Source organism: Cellulomonas sp. McL0617 (genome assembly GCF_049994875.1).
Taxonomy (GTDB): domain Bacteria; phylum Actinomycetota; class Actinomycetes; order Actinomycetales; family Cellulomonadaceae; genus Cellulomonas.
Genome location: NZ_CP188256.1, coordinates 2,067,101 through 2,083,503, shown reverse-complemented (window position 1 = coordinate 2,083,503; position 16,403 = coordinate 2,067,101). Strand labels below are relative to the sequence as shown.

Here is a 16,403-nt window from a genome sequence, read left to right as displayed (position 1 = left end):
CCGTGGACGTGAGCGCGGACGGCGAGCAGATGGTGCTCGACGGCTTGCCACGGCCGCGACGCCGGGGCCGCCCGGCGCCCGCGGGCGTCGTGGCCGCGGAGGTGCTGCCCGTGGCACGGGTCTGCATCGACCTGCCGCCCGCCCACCTGGACCGTCTGTTCGAGTACCTCGTGCCGGCCGCGCTGGCCGAGACGGCCGTCCCGGGCACCCGCGTCAAGGTGCGGTTCGGCGGTCAGGACGTCAACGGCTACGTGCTGGAGCGCGTGCCCGAGGCGGAGCATGACGGCGTCCTGGCGCCGCTGCGCAAGGTCGTCTCGACCGAGCCCGTGCTCGCGGCGCCCGTCGCGCGACTGGCGCGGGCGGTCGCCGACCGGTGGGCCGGCACCCTCGCCGACGTCCTGCGGCTCGCGGTGCCCGCCCGGCACGCCCGCGTCGAGGCGGAGGACCCGGGCGCCCCCGACCCTGCGGCCGTGCCCGTCGCCTCGGCCACCGCGTGGGCGGCCTATCGCGGCGGTCCGGCGTTCCTGGCGCACCTGACCGCCCGCGGCGCGCCCCGCGCCGTGTGGTCGGCACTCCCGGGCGTCGCGGGCGAGCGCTGGCCGGAGGCGATCGCCCAGGCTGTGGCCGCGTGCGTGCTCGGCGGTCGTGGTGCGCTCGTCGTCGTGCCCGACGCGCGCGACATCGACCGGGTGCTCGAGGCCCTGGCGGGCGCCGGGATCCCGCGCTGGGTGCCCGGCACGGCCGGGGGTGCGGTACGGCTGGCCGCCGACGACGGTCCGGCGGCGCGCTACCGGTCGTTCCTGGCGGCGCTGCGGGGCCGCGCGGACGTGGTCGTCGGCACCCGCGCCTCGGCGTTCGCGCCCGTCCGTGACCTCGGCCTCGCGGTCGTGTGGGACGACGGTGACCCGCTCCACGCGGAGCCGCGGGCGCCCTATCCGCACGTGCGGGAGGTCCTGGCCCTGCGCTCGGAGCTCGAGTCCTGCGCCCTGCTGGTCGCGGCGCACGGCCGGAGCGTCGAGGCGCAGGCCCTGGTCGAGAGCGGCTGGGCGCGCGAGGTGGCCGCGGACCGCCCCACCACCCGCGCCCGGGCGCCCCGGGTGCAGGCGCTGACGTCGGTCGAGCTGGCGCGGGAGGGGCCGGCCGCGGCCGCCCGGTTGCCCGCACCGGCGTGGCGGACCGTCCGCGACCGGCTGGCCGACGGTCCCGTTCTCGTGCAGGTGCCGCGCGCCGGCTACCTGCCCGCGGTCGCGTGCGGACGGTGCCGGGCGGCCGCGCGGTGCGGGGTCTGTCATGGGCCGCTCGGCCTGGCGTCCGCGTCGGCCGTGCCCACGTGCGGGTGGTGCGGGCGGCTGGCCACCGACTGGCGCTGCACCGAGTGCGGGTCGCCGGCGTTGCGCTCGGTGCGTGTCGGGTCCGAGCGCACCGCCGAGGAGCTCGGGCGCGCGTTCCCGGGCGTGCCCGTGCGCGTGTCCGGCGCGCGGGCTGCCGGCGGCGTCCTGGCGAGCGTGCCTGACGTGCCGGCCGTCGTCGTCTCGACACCCGGCGCGGAACCGGTGGCGCCCGGTGGGTACGCGGCGGCCCTGCTGCTCGACGCCTCCGTGAGCACGGCCGGCGCCGCGCTGCGGACCGGTGAGGACGCGTTGCGCCGGTGGCTCGCGGCCGCCGCCCTGGTGCGCCCGGCGACGGACGGGGGAGTGGTCCTGCTCGTCGGCGACGCCGAGGAGCGCGCGACCCAGGCACTGGTCCGCTGGGACCCGGCCGGGTACGCGTCGCGTGAGCTCGGCGAGCGCGCGGCCCTCGCGCTGCCACCGATCGTCCGGATCGCGTCGGTCACCGGCCCCCGGGACGCCGTCGACACGCTCGTCGGCCGGCTCGACGTCCCGCAGCTCGAGGTGCTGGGACCCGTGCCGGTCGACTCGCGGACCGAGGCCCTGGAGCAGGAGGTCCGCGCCCTGGTCCGCGTGCCGCGCACGCAGGGTGCCGCGCTCGCCCGGTCGCTGGCCGCGTCGCAGGCGGTCCGCAGCGCGCGACGCGAGGGTGGCACCGTGCGGGTCCAGCTCGACCCGGCGGACCTGGGGTGAGCGTCGACACGGTGGTCTTCGACCTGGGCCAGGTGCTCGTGCGCTGGGACCCGTACGGTCCGTTCGTCGGCCGGATGGACGTGGGCTCCGTCGAGGCGTTCTTCGCGGACGTCGACTTCCCGTCCTTCAACCACCACCAGGACGCCGGCCGACCGTGGGCACAGGCGAAGGCCGAGGTCCGGGCCCGCTTCCCGCAGCACGAGGCCGCCCTCGACGTCTACGTCGACCACTTCGCCGACGCGCTGCCCGGCCCGGTGCCGGGCTCCGAGCGGCTCGTGCGCGACCTCGTCGCCGCGGGCGTCCGCACGCTCGGCCTGACCAACTGGTCATCCGAGACCTTCCACCTGGCCGAGCCGGCGGCACCCGCGATCGGGCTGCTGGAGGACGTCCTGGTCTCCGGGAGCGTCGGGCTGGCCAAGCCCGACGAACGGATCTTCCGGCTGCTGGTCGACCGCTTCGACCTCGATCCGGCATCGACGGTCTTCACCGACGACTCGGCCCCGAACGTCGCCGCCGCCGCGGGGATCGGCCTGCAGGGCGTCCTGTTCACCACGGCGGACGACCTGCGCGCGTGGCTGCTCGCGCACGGGGTGCTGCTGCCGCGCACCTAGGATCGACGCCATGCGACTGCTCTTCGCCGGAACTCCCGCGGCCGCGGTGCCGTCGCTCGAGGCCGTCCTGGCGTCCCGCCACGAGGTGGTCGCCGTCCTGACCCGTCCCGACGCCCGGTCGGGTCGGGGCCGGACGTCCGGCGTGAGTGCCGTGAAGGCCCGTGCGCTGGAGGCGGGGCTGGAAGTGCTCACCCCCGACCGGCCGCGCGACGAGGCCTTCCAGGCCCGGTTGGCCGAGCTGGCGGTCGACGCGGCGCCGGTGGTGGCCTACGGGGCTCTCATCCCTCCCGCGCTGCTCGACGTGCCGGTGCACGGCTGGGTCAATCTGCACTTCTCGGTGCTGCCCGCGTGGCGTGGCGCGGCACCCGTGCAGCACGCGCTGATCGCCGGGGACGAGGTCACGGGAGCCTCCACGTTCCGCCTCGAGGCCGGTCTGGACACGGGGCCGGTCTACGGCTTTCTCACGGAGACGATCCGCCCGCGGGACACGGCCGGGGACCTGCTCGCGCGGCTGGCCGTCGCGGGTGCCGGGCTCCTGGTGCAGACGCTGGACGCGATCGAGGACGGGATCCTGAGCCCGGTCGAGCAGAGCACCGACGGCGTGAGCCACGCGCCGAAGCTGGAGACGCGGGACGCGCAGGTCCGCTGGTCGCAGCCGCCGCACGCCGTCGACCGTCGGATCCGCGGCTGCACGCCCGCGCCCGGCGCGTGGACCACCCTGCCCGACGGCTCGCGCCTCGGCCTGGGTCCCGTCGTCGGCGTCCCGGACGTCAACGATCTCTCCCCGGGCGAGGTCAGGGCGGGTAGGCGGGACGTGCTCGTCGGCACGGCGGGGCACGCTGTCCGCCTGGGCGACGTCACGCCGCAGGGCAAGCGCCCGATGGCCGCGGCCGACTGGGCCCGCGGTGCGCGGCTCGAGGACGCGATCGTGCTGGGCGGCGCGGCATGACCGCCGACGACCGCCGCGACGCGACCGGCCGGCAGCGCGGGGCGGCTCGCGCGCAGGGACGCACGCAGCGCTCGTCGTCGGCACCGTCGCGGCGCCGGAAGGGCAGCGACGCGGCCCGCACGGCCGCGTACGACGTCCTGCGCGCCGTGGCCGGCACCGACTCCTACGCGAACCTCGTGCTCCCGCCGCTGCTGCGCGAACGCCGGCTCGACGCGCGCAACGCCGCGTTCGCCACCGAGCTGGCCTACGGGACGCTGCGGCTGCAGGGCAGGTACGACGCGATCATCACGCTCGCCGCCGCCCGCCCGACCGACAAGATCGACCCGCCCGTGCTCGACGTCCTGCGGCTCGGCGCGCACCAGCTGCTCGGCATGCGCGTGCCCGCCCACGCCGCGGTCTCCGAGACCGTCGGGCTGGCCCGGGAGCAGCTGGGCACGGGGGCGTCCCAGTTCGTCAACGCGGTGCTGCGCGCGATCGGGCGCGAGCCGCTCGACGTCTGGGAGGAGCGCATCACCGAGGGCGTCGACGAGCTCGAGGCGCTCGCCGCGGTGCAGAGCCATCCGGTCTGGGTCGTGCGCGCGCTGCGCGAGGCTCTGGTGGGGCACGGCCGGTCCGCCGGCGAGCTCGAGGAGCTGCTCGTCGCCGACAACGTGGCACCGCACGTCACGGTGGTGGCGCGGCCCGGACTCGCGGACGCCGACGAGGTCCTCGCCGACGCGACCGGCTCCTCGCGCGGCACGCTCACACCGACCGCGGTGGTGCTGGCCGGCGGCGACCCGGCAGCGCTGACGAGCGTCCGTGACGGCCGCTCCGGGGTCCAGGACGAGGGCAGCCAGCTGGTCGCCCTCGCGCTCACCGCGGTGCCGCTCGAGGGTCGCGACGAACGGTGGCTCGACCTGTGCGCGGGACCCGGCGGGAAGGCGGCGCTGCTCGCGGCGGTCGCGGGGGAGCGCGGGGCGCGCATCGTGGCCAACGAGCTGCAGCCGCACCGCACGCAGCTGGTCGAGCAGGCGTTGCGGGCCGTGCCCGCGGACGCGGTCGAGGACGTGCGCACCGGCGACGGACGACGGGTGGGTGCTGACGAGCCGTCGTCGTTCGACCGGGTGATGGTCGACGCGCCGTGCACCGGTCTGGGAGCCCTGCGTCGCCGCCCGGAGGCACGCTGGCGGCGCAGCCCGGCCGACCTGCCGGTGCTCGGCGCCCTGCAGCGCGAGCTGCTGCTCTCGGCGCTGCATGCCGTGCGTCCCGGGGGCATCGTCGCCTACGTGACGTGCTCGCCGCACCTCGTCGAGACCCAGCTCGTGGTCAAGGACGGCCTGCGTGCGGCGGCTCGCGAGGGGCTGAGCATCGAGGTGCTCGACGCCCAGGCCGTGGTGCGCTCGATCGCGTCCGGGGAGGTCGACCTGCCCGCGGGACGGCTCGACGTCCAGCTGTGGCCGCACGTGCACGGCACGGACGCGATGCACCTGACCCTGCTGCGACGCAGGTCGTAGCGCGCTGACTAGGCTGGTCGCGTGCCTGCGCTGATCAACCCGAGCATCCTGTCCGCCGACTTCGTCAACCTGCAGCGGGACCTCGCCGCGATCGCCGCCGCGGACTTCGTGCACGTCGACGTCATGGACAACCACTTCGTCCCGAACCTCACGCTCGGGCTGCCGATCGTGCACCGCATCGCGCAGGTGTCGCCGGTCCCGCTCGACGTGCACCTGATGATCGACGACGCCGACCGGTGGGCCCCCGAGTACGCGGCGGCCGGAGCCGCCTCGGTGACGTTCCACGCGGAGGCCACGCAGGCGCCCGTGCGCCTCGCGCGCGAGCTGCGGGCCAACGGCGTCCGGGCCGGCATCGCCCTGCGGCCCGCGTCGTCCGTCGAGCCCGTCCTGGACCTGCTGGACGAGTTCGACATGGTGCTCGTCATGACCGTGGAACCCGGGTTCGGCGGCCAGTCGTTCATCGAGGGCATGCTGCCCAAGATCCGACGCACCCGGCAGGCGATCGAGGAGTCCGGCGCGTCGACCTGGCTGCAGGTGGACGGTGGGGTCGCGCGCGACACGATCGGGCGCATCGCGCAGGCCGGCGCCAACGTGTTCGTCGCCGGGTCGGCGGTCTACGGGGCGGCCGACATCGGGGGCGAGATCAACGCGCTGCGGCTGCTGGCGGACGGTTCCGTCGCGTGACGGGAATGCCTCGTGTGGCATGATCGTTGGCGCAGTACGAACACATACACGTGCTCCGGGGTCGGTGTAATTCCGAGCCGGCGGTGATAGTCCGCGACCCGACCGGTCCGCAAGGATCGGGCGGTTGACCTGGTGGAACTCCAGGACCGACGGTGAAAGTCCGGATGGGAGGATCACGTGGCGGCGCTGTGCGCCGTGGTAGCGGGACCCTTCCTGCCGCCCATACCCCGGAGCCATCGCGCCCGGAGGTGAGCATGTCCAGCACGGAGGTCGCGCAGGTCGCTCACGCCGAGCTGACCGCGCTGCGGCACGCGTTCGAGCTGGCCCGTCGAGGCCCGGCCGGCGGCCCGAACCCGCGTGTGGGTGCCGTCCTGCGGAGCCCCAGCGGTGACGTCATCGGCGAGGGCTGGCACCGCGGAGCAGGGACGGCGCACGCCGAGGTCGCCGCCCTCGTGGACGCGTCCGCGCGGGGCACCGACACCGTGGGCGCCACCGCGGTCGTCACGCTGGAACCCTGCAACCACACCGGCCGCACCGGGCCGTGCTCCGAGGCGCTGATCGCCGCCGGCGTCGGCCGCGTCGTCGTCTCGGTCGTCGACCCGAACCCCGTCGCCGCGGGCGGCGCCCAACGGCTGCGCGAGGCCGGCGTCGACGTGACGACGGGCGTGCTCGCCGACGAGGGTCGCGCGGTGCTCGGTGCGTGGTTGGCGTCGGTCGAGCGCGGTCGCCCGTTCGTGACGCTGAAGCTGGCGACCTCCCTGGACGGCCGGATCGCCGCCGCGGACGGGTCGAGCCGGTGGATCACGTCCGAGGTCTCGCGTCACCATGCCCACGACCTGCGGGCCGAGGTGGGCGCGATCGTGGTCGGCACGGGCACGGCGCTGGCCGACGACCCGTCGCTCACCGCGCGGAACGCCGCCGGGGAGCTGCACGGTGACCAGCCGCTGCGGGTGGTCGTCGGTCACCGGGACATTCCCGCCGGGGCGCGCCTCCGGGGCCCGGGGGGCGAGCTGCTGACGGTGCGCACCCACGACCCGGCCGAGGTGCTCGCCGAGCTGACCGCACGCGAGGTCCGGCACGTCCTCGTCGAGGGCGGCCCGACCGTCGCCGCCGCGTTCGTCCGGGCCGGGCTGGTCGACGAGGTGCACGCGTACGTGGCGCCCGTCCTGCTCGGCGCGGGCCCGCCGGCGCTGGCCGACCTGGGAATCACGTCCATCGGCGCGGCCGTCCGTCTGACCACCCGTTCGGTGCTGCCGCTCGGCCCGGACGTCCTGATCGTCGCCACACCAGAACGCGAGGAGCACTGAATGTTCACCGGAATCGTCGAAGAGGTCGGCACCGTGGAGGCCGTCGAGCAGGGGCCGCAGGACGCCCGTCTGCGCGTGCGGGGCCCGCTGGTGGTCTCGGACGCCCGTCTCGGTGACTCGATCAGCGTCTCCGGCGTCTGTCTGACGGTCACCGAGCTGCCCGGCGACGGCTCGTTCTGGGCCGACGTCATGCCCGAGACGCTGCGCCGCAGCGCCCTGGAGGACCTGGGCGTGTCCAGCTCGGTCAACCTCGAGCGCGCCCTGGCGGTCGGCGGCCGGTACGGCGGCCACGTCGTGCAGGGTCATGTCGACGGCGTCGGCACGATCCTGCGCCGCACCCCCGGACCGCGCTGGGACGACGTCGAGATCGGGCTCGCGCCCGGGCTCGCGCGGTACATCGCCGAGAAGGGCTCGATCGCGGTCTCCGGGATCTCCCTGACCGTCACCCACGTCACCGACGAGTCGTTCGGTGTCTCCCTGATCCCCACCACGCTCGAGGGCACGACCCTCGGCACCCTGGCACCCGGAGCGCGCGTGAACATCGAGGTCGACGTCCTGGCCAAGTACACCGAACGCCTGCTGAGCTCGGCGGGGGTGCTGCGATGAGCGTCCGTCTGGGCACGGTCGAGGACGCGCTCGAGGCCCTGCGGCAGGGTCGTCCGGTGCTCGTCGCCGACTCCCCGGACCGCGAGAACGAGGCGGACGTCATCCTGGCCGCGCAGTCGGCGACGCCCGAGTGGATCGCGTGGACCATCCGGCACTCGTCGGGCTACCTGTGCGCGCCGATGCCCGCGTCCCGCGCGGACGCGCTCGACCTGCCGCTGATGGTGCCGCACAGCCAGGACCCTCGCCGGACGGCGTACACGGTCACCGTCGACGCGGCGACCGGCGTCAGCACGGGCATCTCGGCCGCCGACCGCGCCCGGACATTGCGCGTGCTGGCCGACCCGGCCTCAGGCCGCGAGGACCTCATCCGGCCGGGTCACGTGCTCCCGCTGCGTGCCGTTCCCGGCGGCGTCCTGCACCGCGGGGGACACACGGAGGCCGCCGTCGACCTGTGCCGCCTCGCCGGGCTTGAGCCCGTCGGCGCGATCGCCGAGCTGGTCAACGACGACGGGACGATGACCCGGCTCGACGACTCGTCGGCGCTGGCGGAGGCCGAGGGGCTCGTGCTCCTGACCATCGAGGACATCGTCGCCTGGCGGACGGCCCACGACGACGACGTGACCAGCGAGGTCGCCGTCGCGGCCCCGGCGCGCGAGCGCGTGCACGCCACGCACACCGCCTACCTGCCCACCAAGCACGGCGAGTTCCGCATCCACGGCTACCGCGACCTGCGGACCGGTGCCGAGCACGTCGCCCTCGTCCCGACGGGCGGCCTGGCCGAGCACCCGGTGGTCCGCGTGCACTCCGAGTGCCTCACGGGAGACGCGTTCGGTTCCGCCCGTTGCGACTGCGGCCCGCAGCTCGACGCGGCGCTCGAGCTCGCGGCCGCGCAGGGCGGGGCGGTCGTCTACCTGCGCGGGCACGAAGGGCGGGGGATCGGGCTGCTGGCCAAGGTGGCCGCCTACGCGCTGCAGGACGCGGGCCGGGACACGGTCCAGGCCAACCTCGACCTCGGCTGGCCGGCGGACCGGCGCGAGTACGGCGCGGCCGCCGCGATCCTCACCGACCTGGGAGTCAAGCGGATCAGCCTGCTCACCAACAACCCGGCCAAGGTGGCCGGGCTGCGGGCACACGGCATCGACGTCGCAGAGATCCGCAGCCTCGAGGTCGGGCGGACGCCGCAGAACGAGGCCTACCTGCGCACCAAGGCGACGTCGATGGGCCACCTGCTGCACCTGGCACCCGGCACCGAGCGCGACCCGATCCCCGTCGCGCCGGTGCACGCGACCCCGGCACTGCCCGGCGCGGACCACGAGGACCACGCGTTCGAGAACCTGGAGGACCTGGCATGAGCGGTGCTGGAGCACCCACCTTGACCGTCGACGGCAGCGGCTTGAAGGTCGTCGTCGTCGCCGCGAGCTGGCACACCGTCGTCATGGACGGGCTGCTCGCGGGGGCCGAGCGTGCGCTGGCGGCCGCGCACGTCGACGACGTCACGATCATCCGTGTACCCGGCACGTTCGAGCTGCCCGTGGCCGCCCGCGCGGCCGTGACCGCCGGTGCGGACGCCGTCGTCGCGCTCGGCGTGGTCATCCGCGGCGGGACACCGCACTTCGAGTACGTGTGCCAGGCGGCGACGCTCGGCCTGACCGACGTCGCGACGTCCACGGGCATCCCCGTCGGGTTCGGGGTCCTGACCTGCGACGACGAGGCCCAGGCGCTCGACCGCGCCGGCCTGGCCGGATCGCACGAGGACAAGGGCGCCGAGGCGGCGGAGGCCGCCGTGGCGACCGTGGTGGCGCTGCGAGGCCTCTGAGTGCACAACTGGCTGTTCGACGCGACGTGGACCATCGCGGGCCACCAGATCCTGTGGCGCGAGATCGTGGGCAACGGCTTCGGCCTGGGGTCAGCGATCGGCGGCATGCGTCGCAAGGTCTGGGCGTGGCCGGTCGGCATCGTCGGCAACGTCCTGCTGTTCACCGTGTTCCTGGGCGGGGTGTTCCACACGCCCCAGGCTCGTGACCTGTACGGGCAGGCGGGCCGGCAGGTGTTCTTCGTCATCGTCTCGGTCTACGGCTGGGTGCGGTGGAGCCAGGCGCGGGCACGGGGTCGCGCGCACGGTGACCCCGACGCACCCGGCGTCGTCCCGCACTGGGCCGGCCGCTCCGGATGGATCCAGCTGGTGACCATCGGCGTGGTCGGCACCGTCGTGTTCGCACGCATCTTCGAGGCGCTCGGCTCCTGGGGTCCCTGGGCGGACGCCTGGATCTTCACCGGCTCGTTCCTGGCGACGTACGGCATGGCGCGCGGCTGGATCGAGTTCTGGCTGATCTGGATCGCGGTCGACGCGGTCGGTGTGCCGTTGCTGTTCTCGGCGGGCTACTACCCGTCGGCCGTCCTCTACGTCGTCTATGCCGGCGTCGTCATCTGGGGCTTCGTCGTCTGGTGGCGTCAGCGGGCGCGCGACCGGCCCGCGGACGGCGACCAGGGCCTCCCGCAGCAGCCCCTACTCTTGGCCGAGTGAAGACCTTCGACGCGCTGTTCGCCGAGCTGGCGGACAAGGCGACCACCCGCCCCGCCGGCTCCCGCACCGTCGCCGAGATCGACTCCGGCGTCCACGGCATCGGCAAGAAGGTCGTCGAGGAGGCCGCCGAGGTGTGGATGGCGGCCGAGTACGAGTCGGACGAGCGGACGGCCGAGGAGATCTCACAGCTGCTCTACCACCTCCAGGTGTTGATGATCGCGCGCGGGCTGACCCTCGCCGACGTGTACACCCACCTCTGAGAGGAACGACCGTGCTGAGGATCGCCGTCCCGAACAAGGGCTCCCTGTCGGAGCCCGCCGCCGAGATGCTCAAGGAGGCGGGCTACAAGCAGCGCCGCGACTCCCGCGAGCTCGTGCTGCCCGACCCCGACAACGACGTCGAGTTCTTCTTCCTGCGCCCGCGCGACATCGCCGTGTACGTCGGCGCGGGCACCGTCGACGTCGGGATCACCGGCCGCGACCTGATGCTGGACTCGCAGTCGGCGGCCGTCGAGCACCTGCCGCTCGGGTTCGCCCGCTCGACGTTCCGGTTCGCCGGCACGGCGGGGGAGTGGACCGACGTCGCGCAGGTCGGCGGGCGACGGGTCGCGACGAGCTACCCGGTGCTGGTCGGTGGCTACCTGCGCTCGCTCGGCGTCGAGCCGGCGGGCGTCGTCCGGCTGGACGGTGCCGTCGAGTCCGCGATCAAACTCGGCGTGGCGGACGTGATCGCCGACGTCGTCGAGACCGGCACCACGCTGCGCGCGGCCGGGCTCGAGATCTTCGCCGAGCCGATCCTTCTCTCGGAGGCCGTCCTGGTCCGTCGCGCGGACGGCGTCGAACCCGCCGGGCTCGACGTGCTGACCCGCCGAATCCAGGGCGTGCTCACCGCGCGCGAGTATGTCCTCATGGACTACGACGTGCCCCTCGGGCTGGTCGACGCGGCCGTGGCGATCACGCCCGGGCTCGAGTCGCCGACGGTCTCGCCCTTGCACAACCGTGACTGGGCGGCCGTGCGCGCGATGGTCCGTCGGGACCAGACCAACCGGGTGATGGACTCCCTCTACGACGTCGGGGCGCGCGCCATCCTGGTGACGTCCATCCACGCGTGCCGACTCTGACCGTCGTGTCGTCGTCGTACCGGACGTTCCGACCCCGCGCCGCGCGGGTGGTGACGCTCGCCATGGCGGTGACCGTCCTCGTCCTGACGGCATGCCTGATCGCCTTCCTGCCGACGCTGAACCTCGGCGACCAGCTCGGGTTCGCGGTGATCGGGCTGCTGATCGCGGGGTTCTGCGTGCGCCAGGCCTCGGTGAAGGCCGAGGCCGACGACGACGGCCTGACCGTCCGGAACCTGGTGTACTCGCGGCGGCTGGAATGGGCCGAGATCGTCTCGGTGCGCTTCGGCTCCGGTCGGGCCTGGGTGCAGCTCGACCTCGCCGACGGCGACACGCTCGCGGTCATGGGCATCCAGCGCGCGGACGGTGCGTACGCCGAGGCAGAGGCGCGTCGGCTCGCGACGCTCGTGGCCCAGCACACGGCCACGTCCCAGGACGACTGACAGCTCCCCGGTGAACGTCGACCACCTGCAGGCTGGGTTCGGGGTGTGCTTCGAGTGGGGTCTGCGCGGCGGCGAGGCCCTGGCACCCACGGCGGGCGTCACCGTCGTGGTCGACGTGCTGTCGTTCAGCACGACGCTGTCGGTCGCCGCCGATCTCGGCATCAGGGTCCTGCCGCACCCCGGAGGCGCCGACGACGCGGCCCGGCTCGCGGCGGACCGGTCCGCGACCCTGGCCGGGCCACGGTCCCTGAGGGCCGGACCGTCGCTCTCGCCTGCGAGCCTGCGCCGCTGGGCCGGGCCCGGCCCGCTCGTCCTCCCGTCGCCCAACGGGTCGACGATCAGTCATCGGCTGGCGGCGCTGGGCACGTCGGTCGTCGGCGCGTGCCTTCGGAACGCCGAGGCGGTGGCATCCGCGGTGGGAAGCGTCGACCGGGTGCTGGTGGTCGCTGCGGGGGAGGCCTGGCCGGACGGGTCGTTGCGACCCGCGGCCGAGGACCTGTGGGGTGCGGGCGCGGTGCTCGAGCACCTGCGGGCAGCCGGTGGCGTGCTCTCTCCGGAGGCATCGTCGGCTGCGGCGGCCTACCGGTCGGTGCGTGGCGTGGAACGCGAGGCGCTGCGCGCGTGCGCCAGCGGACGAGAGCTCGTCAGCGCCGGCTTCGGTGAGGACGTGGACATCGCGGCCGAGGTCGGTGCGAGCACCTCCGTGCCGAGGCTCGTCGACGGGGTCTTCGTCAGCTGAGCAGGTCGACCGCGTGGACCCCCGCGGCTGCCGCCGCCAGGAACGAGGCCGGGTCGGCGTCCAGACCGCGCCCCATGGTCGAGAGCCGGACCGGTGATCCCGCGAGAGCGCTGAGGAGGTCGGGTCCTGCGGGCACGCGGACGAGCCGGTGCCGGGCGGAGAGTGCCGCGACCTGGTCGTCGATCCGGTGCCCGAGCCCGGCCAGGTCACCGGGCTCGAACACGGGGACGACGACGTCCGCGGCAGCGAGCGCGACCCTGCCGTAGGCGGTCAGCGAGTGGTGCGAGACGCCGAGGTGTCGCTCGCGGGCGTCGGCGCCGGAGACCCGCAGCGACGCGACGGGTCGGCCGCCGAGGGTCGCGGCGGCGTTGATCGCCTCGCCCGCAGCGACGCCCGAGAACCCCCAGCGCGTCCCCGTGCCGAGGTTGCCGGGTCCCTGGGCGACGACGACGAGATCGGCGCCCACGACGTGGTGGGCCGCGAGCAGACCGGTGTGCACGGTGACTGCCTCGAGGTCGCCCCCGAACGCCTGTCCGGTCGTCACGCAGGCGGCGAGCCACCCCGCGCTGCGCAGGCCGGCGACCGTGCGCGAGAACCATGCCGGCAGCGCGCCGCCGTCCGTCATCACGTAGGCGATCCGCGGCGGCTCGTGACCGGCCCGTGCCGACGCGAACCGGGCGCCGGCGACGATGGCCGGCAGGGCTGAGTGGAGGTCCGCGACGACCACCGGGACGTCGGCCAGGTCGTCGGCGTCGCGCAGGACCTCGTGGTGCGGGGACTCCTGGTCGTCGACGCCCAGCACCATGGCCTGCAGCGGGGTGTACCGGGCCTTGACCAGGTGACCGGGACCGTCGGGCGGATCGGTCGGCGGGGCGTCCGGGCGCGCGACGACGAGTGCGTAGCCGCCCGTGCCGAGCCCACGCGCGAGGGCGGAGACGTTCAGCAGGACGCGATCGCCGATCTCCGGCGAGCCGACGAGAGCGGGGTAGGCGAGGGCGCGCACCGGCGCGCCGGCCGTCAGGTCACCGACCGGCGACTCGAGCTCGACGGTCACCTCGGCGGCGCCCGGCCACGTGGATCCGAGCGACACCACGACGCCAGCCCGCCACGTGATCACCCGACCACGCTACCGGCCACTACGGTGGTCCTCGATGCCCGCTCAGATCGCCCCTGCCGAGCGCCTGCTCAACCTCGTCATCGCCCTGGTCAACACTGCGGGCCGGATGACGAAGGAGCAGGTGCGCACGAGCGTCGCCGGGTACCAGGAGGCGCCGTCGGACGACGCCTTCGAGCGGATGTTCGAGCGCGACAAGGACACGCTGCGCGACCTGGGCATCCCGATTCTGACCATCACCGACGCGGGCCACGGCGACGACATCGGCTACCGGGTGGACCTGGACGCGTACGCGCTGCCGCCGCTCGACCTGACCGCCGCCGAGCTGGGCGTGCTGGCCATGGCGGCCCAGGTGTGGCAGGACCAGGCGGTGCGGGCCGACACCTCGCGCGCGCTGACCAAGCTGCGCGCCGTCGGTGAGGGCGTCGAGTCGACGGACCTCGTCGCCGGTCTGGCCCCCCGCGTCAGGGCGGGTGGTGGCGCGTTCAGCCCGCTCGTCGACGCCGTCCAGGCGCGTCAGCCCGTGCGGTTCACCTACCGCGCCGCGACCACGGGCGAGGTCCGCGACCGGGTCGTCGAACCGTGGAAGCTCCTCGCGCGCCGCGGCGGTTGGGTGCTCGTCGGCCTCGACCGGGACCGCGGCGCGAGCCGGTCCTACCGCCTCAGCCGCATCGAGGGCGCGGTGCGTCCCGCGGGGGACCCCGGGTCGTTCGACGCGCCGGCGCCCGAGGACCTCGCGGCTGCCCTGCGCACCTGGGGGTCCGGGCCGGAGTCGATCGCGACGCTCGCCGTCCTGCCCGAGCGCGCGAGCGCCCCCCGCGCCCGTGCTGTCCCCGCGCCGCCCGACGCCCCGGACTGGACCGCCGACCCGGTCACCGCCCCGCTGGTCGCCAACCGTGAGCTCGTCCACGTGCCCTTCCACGCCGAGTGGGAGCTCGCCGAGGAGCTCGTCGGCTACGGCGCGGCCGTCGTCGTCCTCGCCCCGCTGAGCCTGCGTCGGCACGTGCTGCACCTGCTCGCGACGGCCGCGGTCCTGGACCAGGAGGGGGTGGGCGTCGATGGCTGAGCGCGCCAGCGACCGGCTCCTGCGGATGCTCGGGATGATCACGTACCTCGACCGCCACGAGGGCGTGTCCGTCGAGAACATCGCCGCGCACTTCGGGGTGACGACGAGCCAGGTGATGTCCGACATCGACACGCTGTGGGTGACGGGCACGCCGGGGTACTACCCGCACGACCTCATCGACTTCGACGCCGCGTCCTACGAGCAGGGCGTCGTCCGCCTGACCGAGTCCCGCGGCATGACGCGGCCGCTGCGCCTGGGTGCCCGCGAGGCCGTGGCGCTCGTCGCGGCGCTGCGGGCCCTCGACGCGGCGCTCGGCTCCGCGATGGACCCCGAGCGCGCAGCGGTGCTGCGGTCCGCGCTCGGCAAGCTCACCGCTGCGACCGGCGACGCCGCCGCCGCCGTCGACGTGCGGCTCGCGGTCGACGCGGCACCCGACGTGGCCGTCGCGGTCGCGACGGCGCTGCGCGAGGGTCGTCGCCTGCACCTGCGCTACGTGAACGCGGCGGACATCACGACGGAGCGGGACGTCGACCCGATCCGGTTGGCCACCGACGACGAGCGCTCGTACCTGCTCGCCTGGTGCCTGCTCGTGGACGGCGAGCGGCTGTTCCGCATCGACCGCGTGCTCGAGGCCCATGTCCTCGACGAGCCGAGCCTGGACCACCAGGTCAGCGACCGCGCGCACCTGTTCGCCCCCGGACCCGAGGGTGAGCTGGTGACGCTGCACCTGACCAGCCGTGCACGATGGGTCGCCGAGACGGCGCCGGTCGACGCCGTGCGCAACCACGACGACGGCTCGTTCGAGATCGACCTGCGGATCGTGCAGGAGTCCTGGCTGCGCCACCTCGTGCTGCAGGTCGCGGACGACGTCCTGGACGTGCGGCCCCGCCGGGTGGCCGAAGAGGTGGCGACGTCTGCACGTGCGGCGCTGCGGGCGTACGGCGAGCTCGCCGAGTCGGGGGTCTGAGGATGCTCTGGTTCTCGGTGTGGACGGTGCTGGTGCTGGCGACGCTGGCCGGCGCGTTCTTCCTGGGCCGTCGGCTGTGGCGGTCGGGCACGGCGCTGGCGCGGGAGCTCGGGCATGCCGCGGAGGTGGCCGAGCAGCTTGCCGCCCGGGTGGACGAGCTCCAGGCGGCCGCCGCCGCGCTGCGCCCGGACACGGGTCCGACGCTCTTCGCGGACCCCGCGCAGATGTACGACCGGTATGCCGAGCTGCGGGTCGCGGCGGCGGGACGGCGGGTGGCGAGGTCCGACCGGCGCGAGGCGACCCGGCGGTCGTGGCGCGCCTACTGGCGTTGACCGGGACGCACCGCGGGTAGGATCGGACGGTCATCGACTCGGCGAGGGAGGGTGTGTGCCATGAGGGGCATCTTCGAAGGCTGGCACATCGTCCTGCTGCTCATCATCGTGATCGTCCTCTTCGGGGCGAAGCGGCTCCCGGACGTCGCCAAGAGCGTCGGCCAGTCGTTGAAGATCTTCAAGTCCGAGGTCAAGGACCTGCGCGACGACGAGCCGACGACGGACGCGACGCCCAACACCCCGCCGAACGCGCAGAACACGATCGCGACCCCGCCACCGGTCGTGGTGCAGCAACCGGTCGTGCCGAGCCCGGACCGGCCCGAGCCGACCGAGGGCTCCACCCCGCCGAAGGCCTGACCCGCACGTGAGT

The 16,403-nt window shown here is 74.7% G+C and carries 19 protein-coding genes and 1 riboswitch; of the genes, 18 read left to right on the top strand and 1 reads right to left on the bottom strand.

Translation table 11 applies throughout. From position 1 onward, the window contains the following. The first annotated feature begins 29 nt into the window (after positions 1 to 29). The 14 genes from ACPPVS_RS09460 to ACPPVS_RS09395 all read left to right on the top strand — a co-directional run bounded on the left by ACPPVS_RS09460 (position 30) and on the right by ACPPVS_RS09395 (position 12,554). Positions 30 to 2,081, top strand: coding sequence for a primosomal protein N' (locus ACPPVS_RS09460; protein ID WP_426595937.1), 2,052 nt, complete (start codon positions 30 to 32; stop codon positions 2,079 to 2,081). Continuing rightward, the gene (locus ACPPVS_RS09455) at positions 2,078 to 2,692 is read left to right on the top strand and encodes an HAD-IA family hydrolase (RefSeq protein WP_426592021.1); all 615 of its coding nucleotides are present in this window, start codon (positions 2,078 to 2,080) and stop codon (positions 2,690 to 2,692) included. Before ACPPVS_RS09460 ends, ACPPVS_RS09455 begins: the two co-directional genes overlap by 4 nt. A 10-nt stretch (positions 2,693 to 2,702) precedes the next feature. Then, a complete protein-coding gene (locus ACPPVS_RS09450; RefSeq protein WP_426592020.1) occupies positions 2,703 to 3,641 on the top strand; it encodes a methionyl-tRNA formyltransferase in 939 nt (312 codons plus the stop codon). Continuing rightward, a complete protein-coding gene (locus ACPPVS_RS09445) occupies positions 3,638 to 5,134 on the top strand; it encodes an RsmB/NOP family class I SAM-dependent RNA methyltransferase (protein ID WP_426592019.1) in 1,497 nt (498 codons plus the stop codon). Before ACPPVS_RS09450 ends, ACPPVS_RS09445 begins: the two co-directional genes overlap by 4 nt. Before the next feature lie 21 nt (positions 5,135 to 5,155). Continuing rightward, positions 5,156 to 5,818, top strand: a complete 663-nt coding sequence (gene rpe, locus ACPPVS_RS09440; RefSeq protein ID WP_426592018.1) for a ribulose-phosphate 3-epimerase — start codon at positions 5,156 to 5,158, stop codon at positions 5,816 to 5,818. A gap of 47 nt (positions 5,819 to 5,865) precedes the next feature. Continuing rightward, a riboswitch (FMN riboswitch) is annotated at positions 5,866 to 5,998 on the top strand. 74 nt (positions 5,999 to 6,072) lie between these two features. Next, on the top strand, positions 6,073 to 7,125 hold the full coding sequence (ribD, locus tag ACPPVS_RS09435; protein ID WP_426592017.1) for a bifunctional diaminohydroxyphosphoribosylaminopyrimidine deaminase/5-amino-6-(5-phosphoribosylamino)uracil reductase RibD: 1,053 nt from the start codon (positions 6,073 to 6,075) through the stop codon (positions 7,123 to 7,125). Continuing rightward, a complete protein-coding gene (locus ACPPVS_RS09430; RefSeq protein WP_426592016.1) occupies positions 7,126 to 7,731 on the top strand; it encodes a riboflavin synthase in 606 nt (201 codons plus the stop codon). It abuts the gene before it with no gap. Next, positions 7,728 to 9,083 (top strand): 3,4-dihydroxy-2-butanone-4-phosphate synthase, encoded by a 1,356-nt coding sequence (gene ribB / locus ACPPVS_RS09425; protein ID WP_426592015.1) that lies wholly within the window; start codon positions 7,728 to 7,730, stop codon positions 9,081 to 9,083. The genes ACPPVS_RS09430 and ribB overlap by 4 nt, the downstream gene beginning before the upstream one ends. Further along, the gene (ribH, locus tag ACPPVS_RS09420) at positions 9,080 to 9,547 is read left to right on the top strand and encodes a 6,7-dimethyl-8-ribityllumazine synthase (RefSeq protein ID WP_426592014.1); all 468 of its coding nucleotides are present in this window, start codon (positions 9,080 to 9,082) and stop codon (positions 9,545 to 9,547) included. Before ribB ends, ribH begins: the two co-directional genes overlap by 4 nt. After that, positions 9,548 to 10,255: a nicotinamide riboside transporter PnuC gene (pnuC, locus tag ACPPVS_RS09415; RefSeq protein ID WP_426592013.1), complete on the top strand. Its 708-nt coding sequence runs from the start codon at positions 9,548 to 9,550 to the stop codon at positions 10,253 to 10,255. Continuing rightward, a complete protein-coding gene (locus tag ACPPVS_RS09410) occupies positions 10,252 to 10,515 on the top strand; it encodes a phosphoribosyl-ATP diphosphatase (RefSeq protein ID WP_426592012.1) in 264 nt (87 codons plus the stop codon). Before pnuC ends, ACPPVS_RS09410 begins: the two co-directional genes overlap by 4 nt. An 11-nt stretch (positions 10,516 to 10,526) precedes the next feature. Continuing rightward, positions 10,527 to 11,375, top strand: a complete 849-nt coding sequence (gene hisG / locus ACPPVS_RS09405; RefSeq protein ID WP_426592011.1) for an ATP phosphoribosyltransferase — start codon at positions 10,527 to 10,529, stop codon at positions 11,373 to 11,375. Beyond that, positions 11,363 to 11,815, top strand: coding sequence for a PH domain-containing protein (locus ACPPVS_RS09400; RefSeq protein ID WP_426592010.1), 453 nt, complete (start codon positions 11,363 to 11,365; stop codon positions 11,813 to 11,815). The genes hisG and ACPPVS_RS09400 overlap by 13 nt, the downstream gene beginning before the upstream one ends. 10 nt (positions 11,816 to 11,825) lie before the next feature. Next, on the top strand, positions 11,826 to 12,554 hold the full coding sequence (locus tag ACPPVS_RS09395; protein ID WP_426595841.1) for a 2-phosphosulfolactate phosphatase: 729 nt from the start codon (positions 11,826 to 11,828) through the stop codon (positions 12,552 to 12,554). Here ACPPVS_RS09395 and ACPPVS_RS09390 read toward each other — a convergent pair. Then, positions 12,547 to 13,671: a DUF3866 family protein gene (locus ACPPVS_RS09390; RefSeq protein ID WP_426595839.1), complete on the bottom strand. Its 1,125-nt coding sequence runs from the start codon at positions 13,669 to 13,671 to the stop codon at positions 12,547 to 12,549. The two genes, ACPPVS_RS09395 and ACPPVS_RS09390, sit on opposite strands and share 8 nt — an antisense overlap. 34 nt (positions 13,672 to 13,705) lie before the next feature. Here ACPPVS_RS09390 and ACPPVS_RS09385 point away from each other — a divergent pair, with 34 nt between their 5' ends. From ACPPVS_RS09385 to tatA, 4 genes are read left to right on the top strand one after another with little or no spacing between them, the layout of a single operon-like run. Then, positions 13,706 to 14,734 (top strand): helix-turn-helix transcriptional regulator, encoded by a 1,029-nt coding sequence (locus tag ACPPVS_RS09385; RefSeq protein ID WP_426595837.1) that lies wholly within the window; start codon positions 13,706 to 13,708, stop codon positions 14,732 to 14,734. Next, the gene (locus tag ACPPVS_RS09380) at positions 14,727 to 15,701 is read left to right on the top strand and encodes a helix-turn-helix transcriptional regulator (RefSeq protein ID WP_426595835.1); all 975 of its coding nucleotides are present in this window, start codon (positions 14,727 to 14,729) and stop codon (positions 15,699 to 15,701) included. Before ACPPVS_RS09385 ends, ACPPVS_RS09380 begins: the two co-directional genes overlap by 8 nt. Positions 15,702 to 15,703: 2 nt before the next feature. Continuing rightward, a complete protein-coding gene (locus ACPPVS_RS09375) occupies positions 15,704 to 16,033 on the top strand; it encodes a hypothetical protein (protein WP_426595834.1) in 330 nt (109 codons plus the stop codon). 60 nt (positions 16,034 to 16,093) lie between these two features. Next, positions 16,094 to 16,390: a Sec-independent protein translocase subunit TatA gene (gene tatA, locus ACPPVS_RS09370; protein ID WP_426595832.1), complete on the top strand. Its 297-nt coding sequence runs from the start codon at positions 16,094 to 16,096 to the stop codon at positions 16,388 to 16,390. Positions 16,391 to 16,403: the final 13 nt, after the last annotated feature.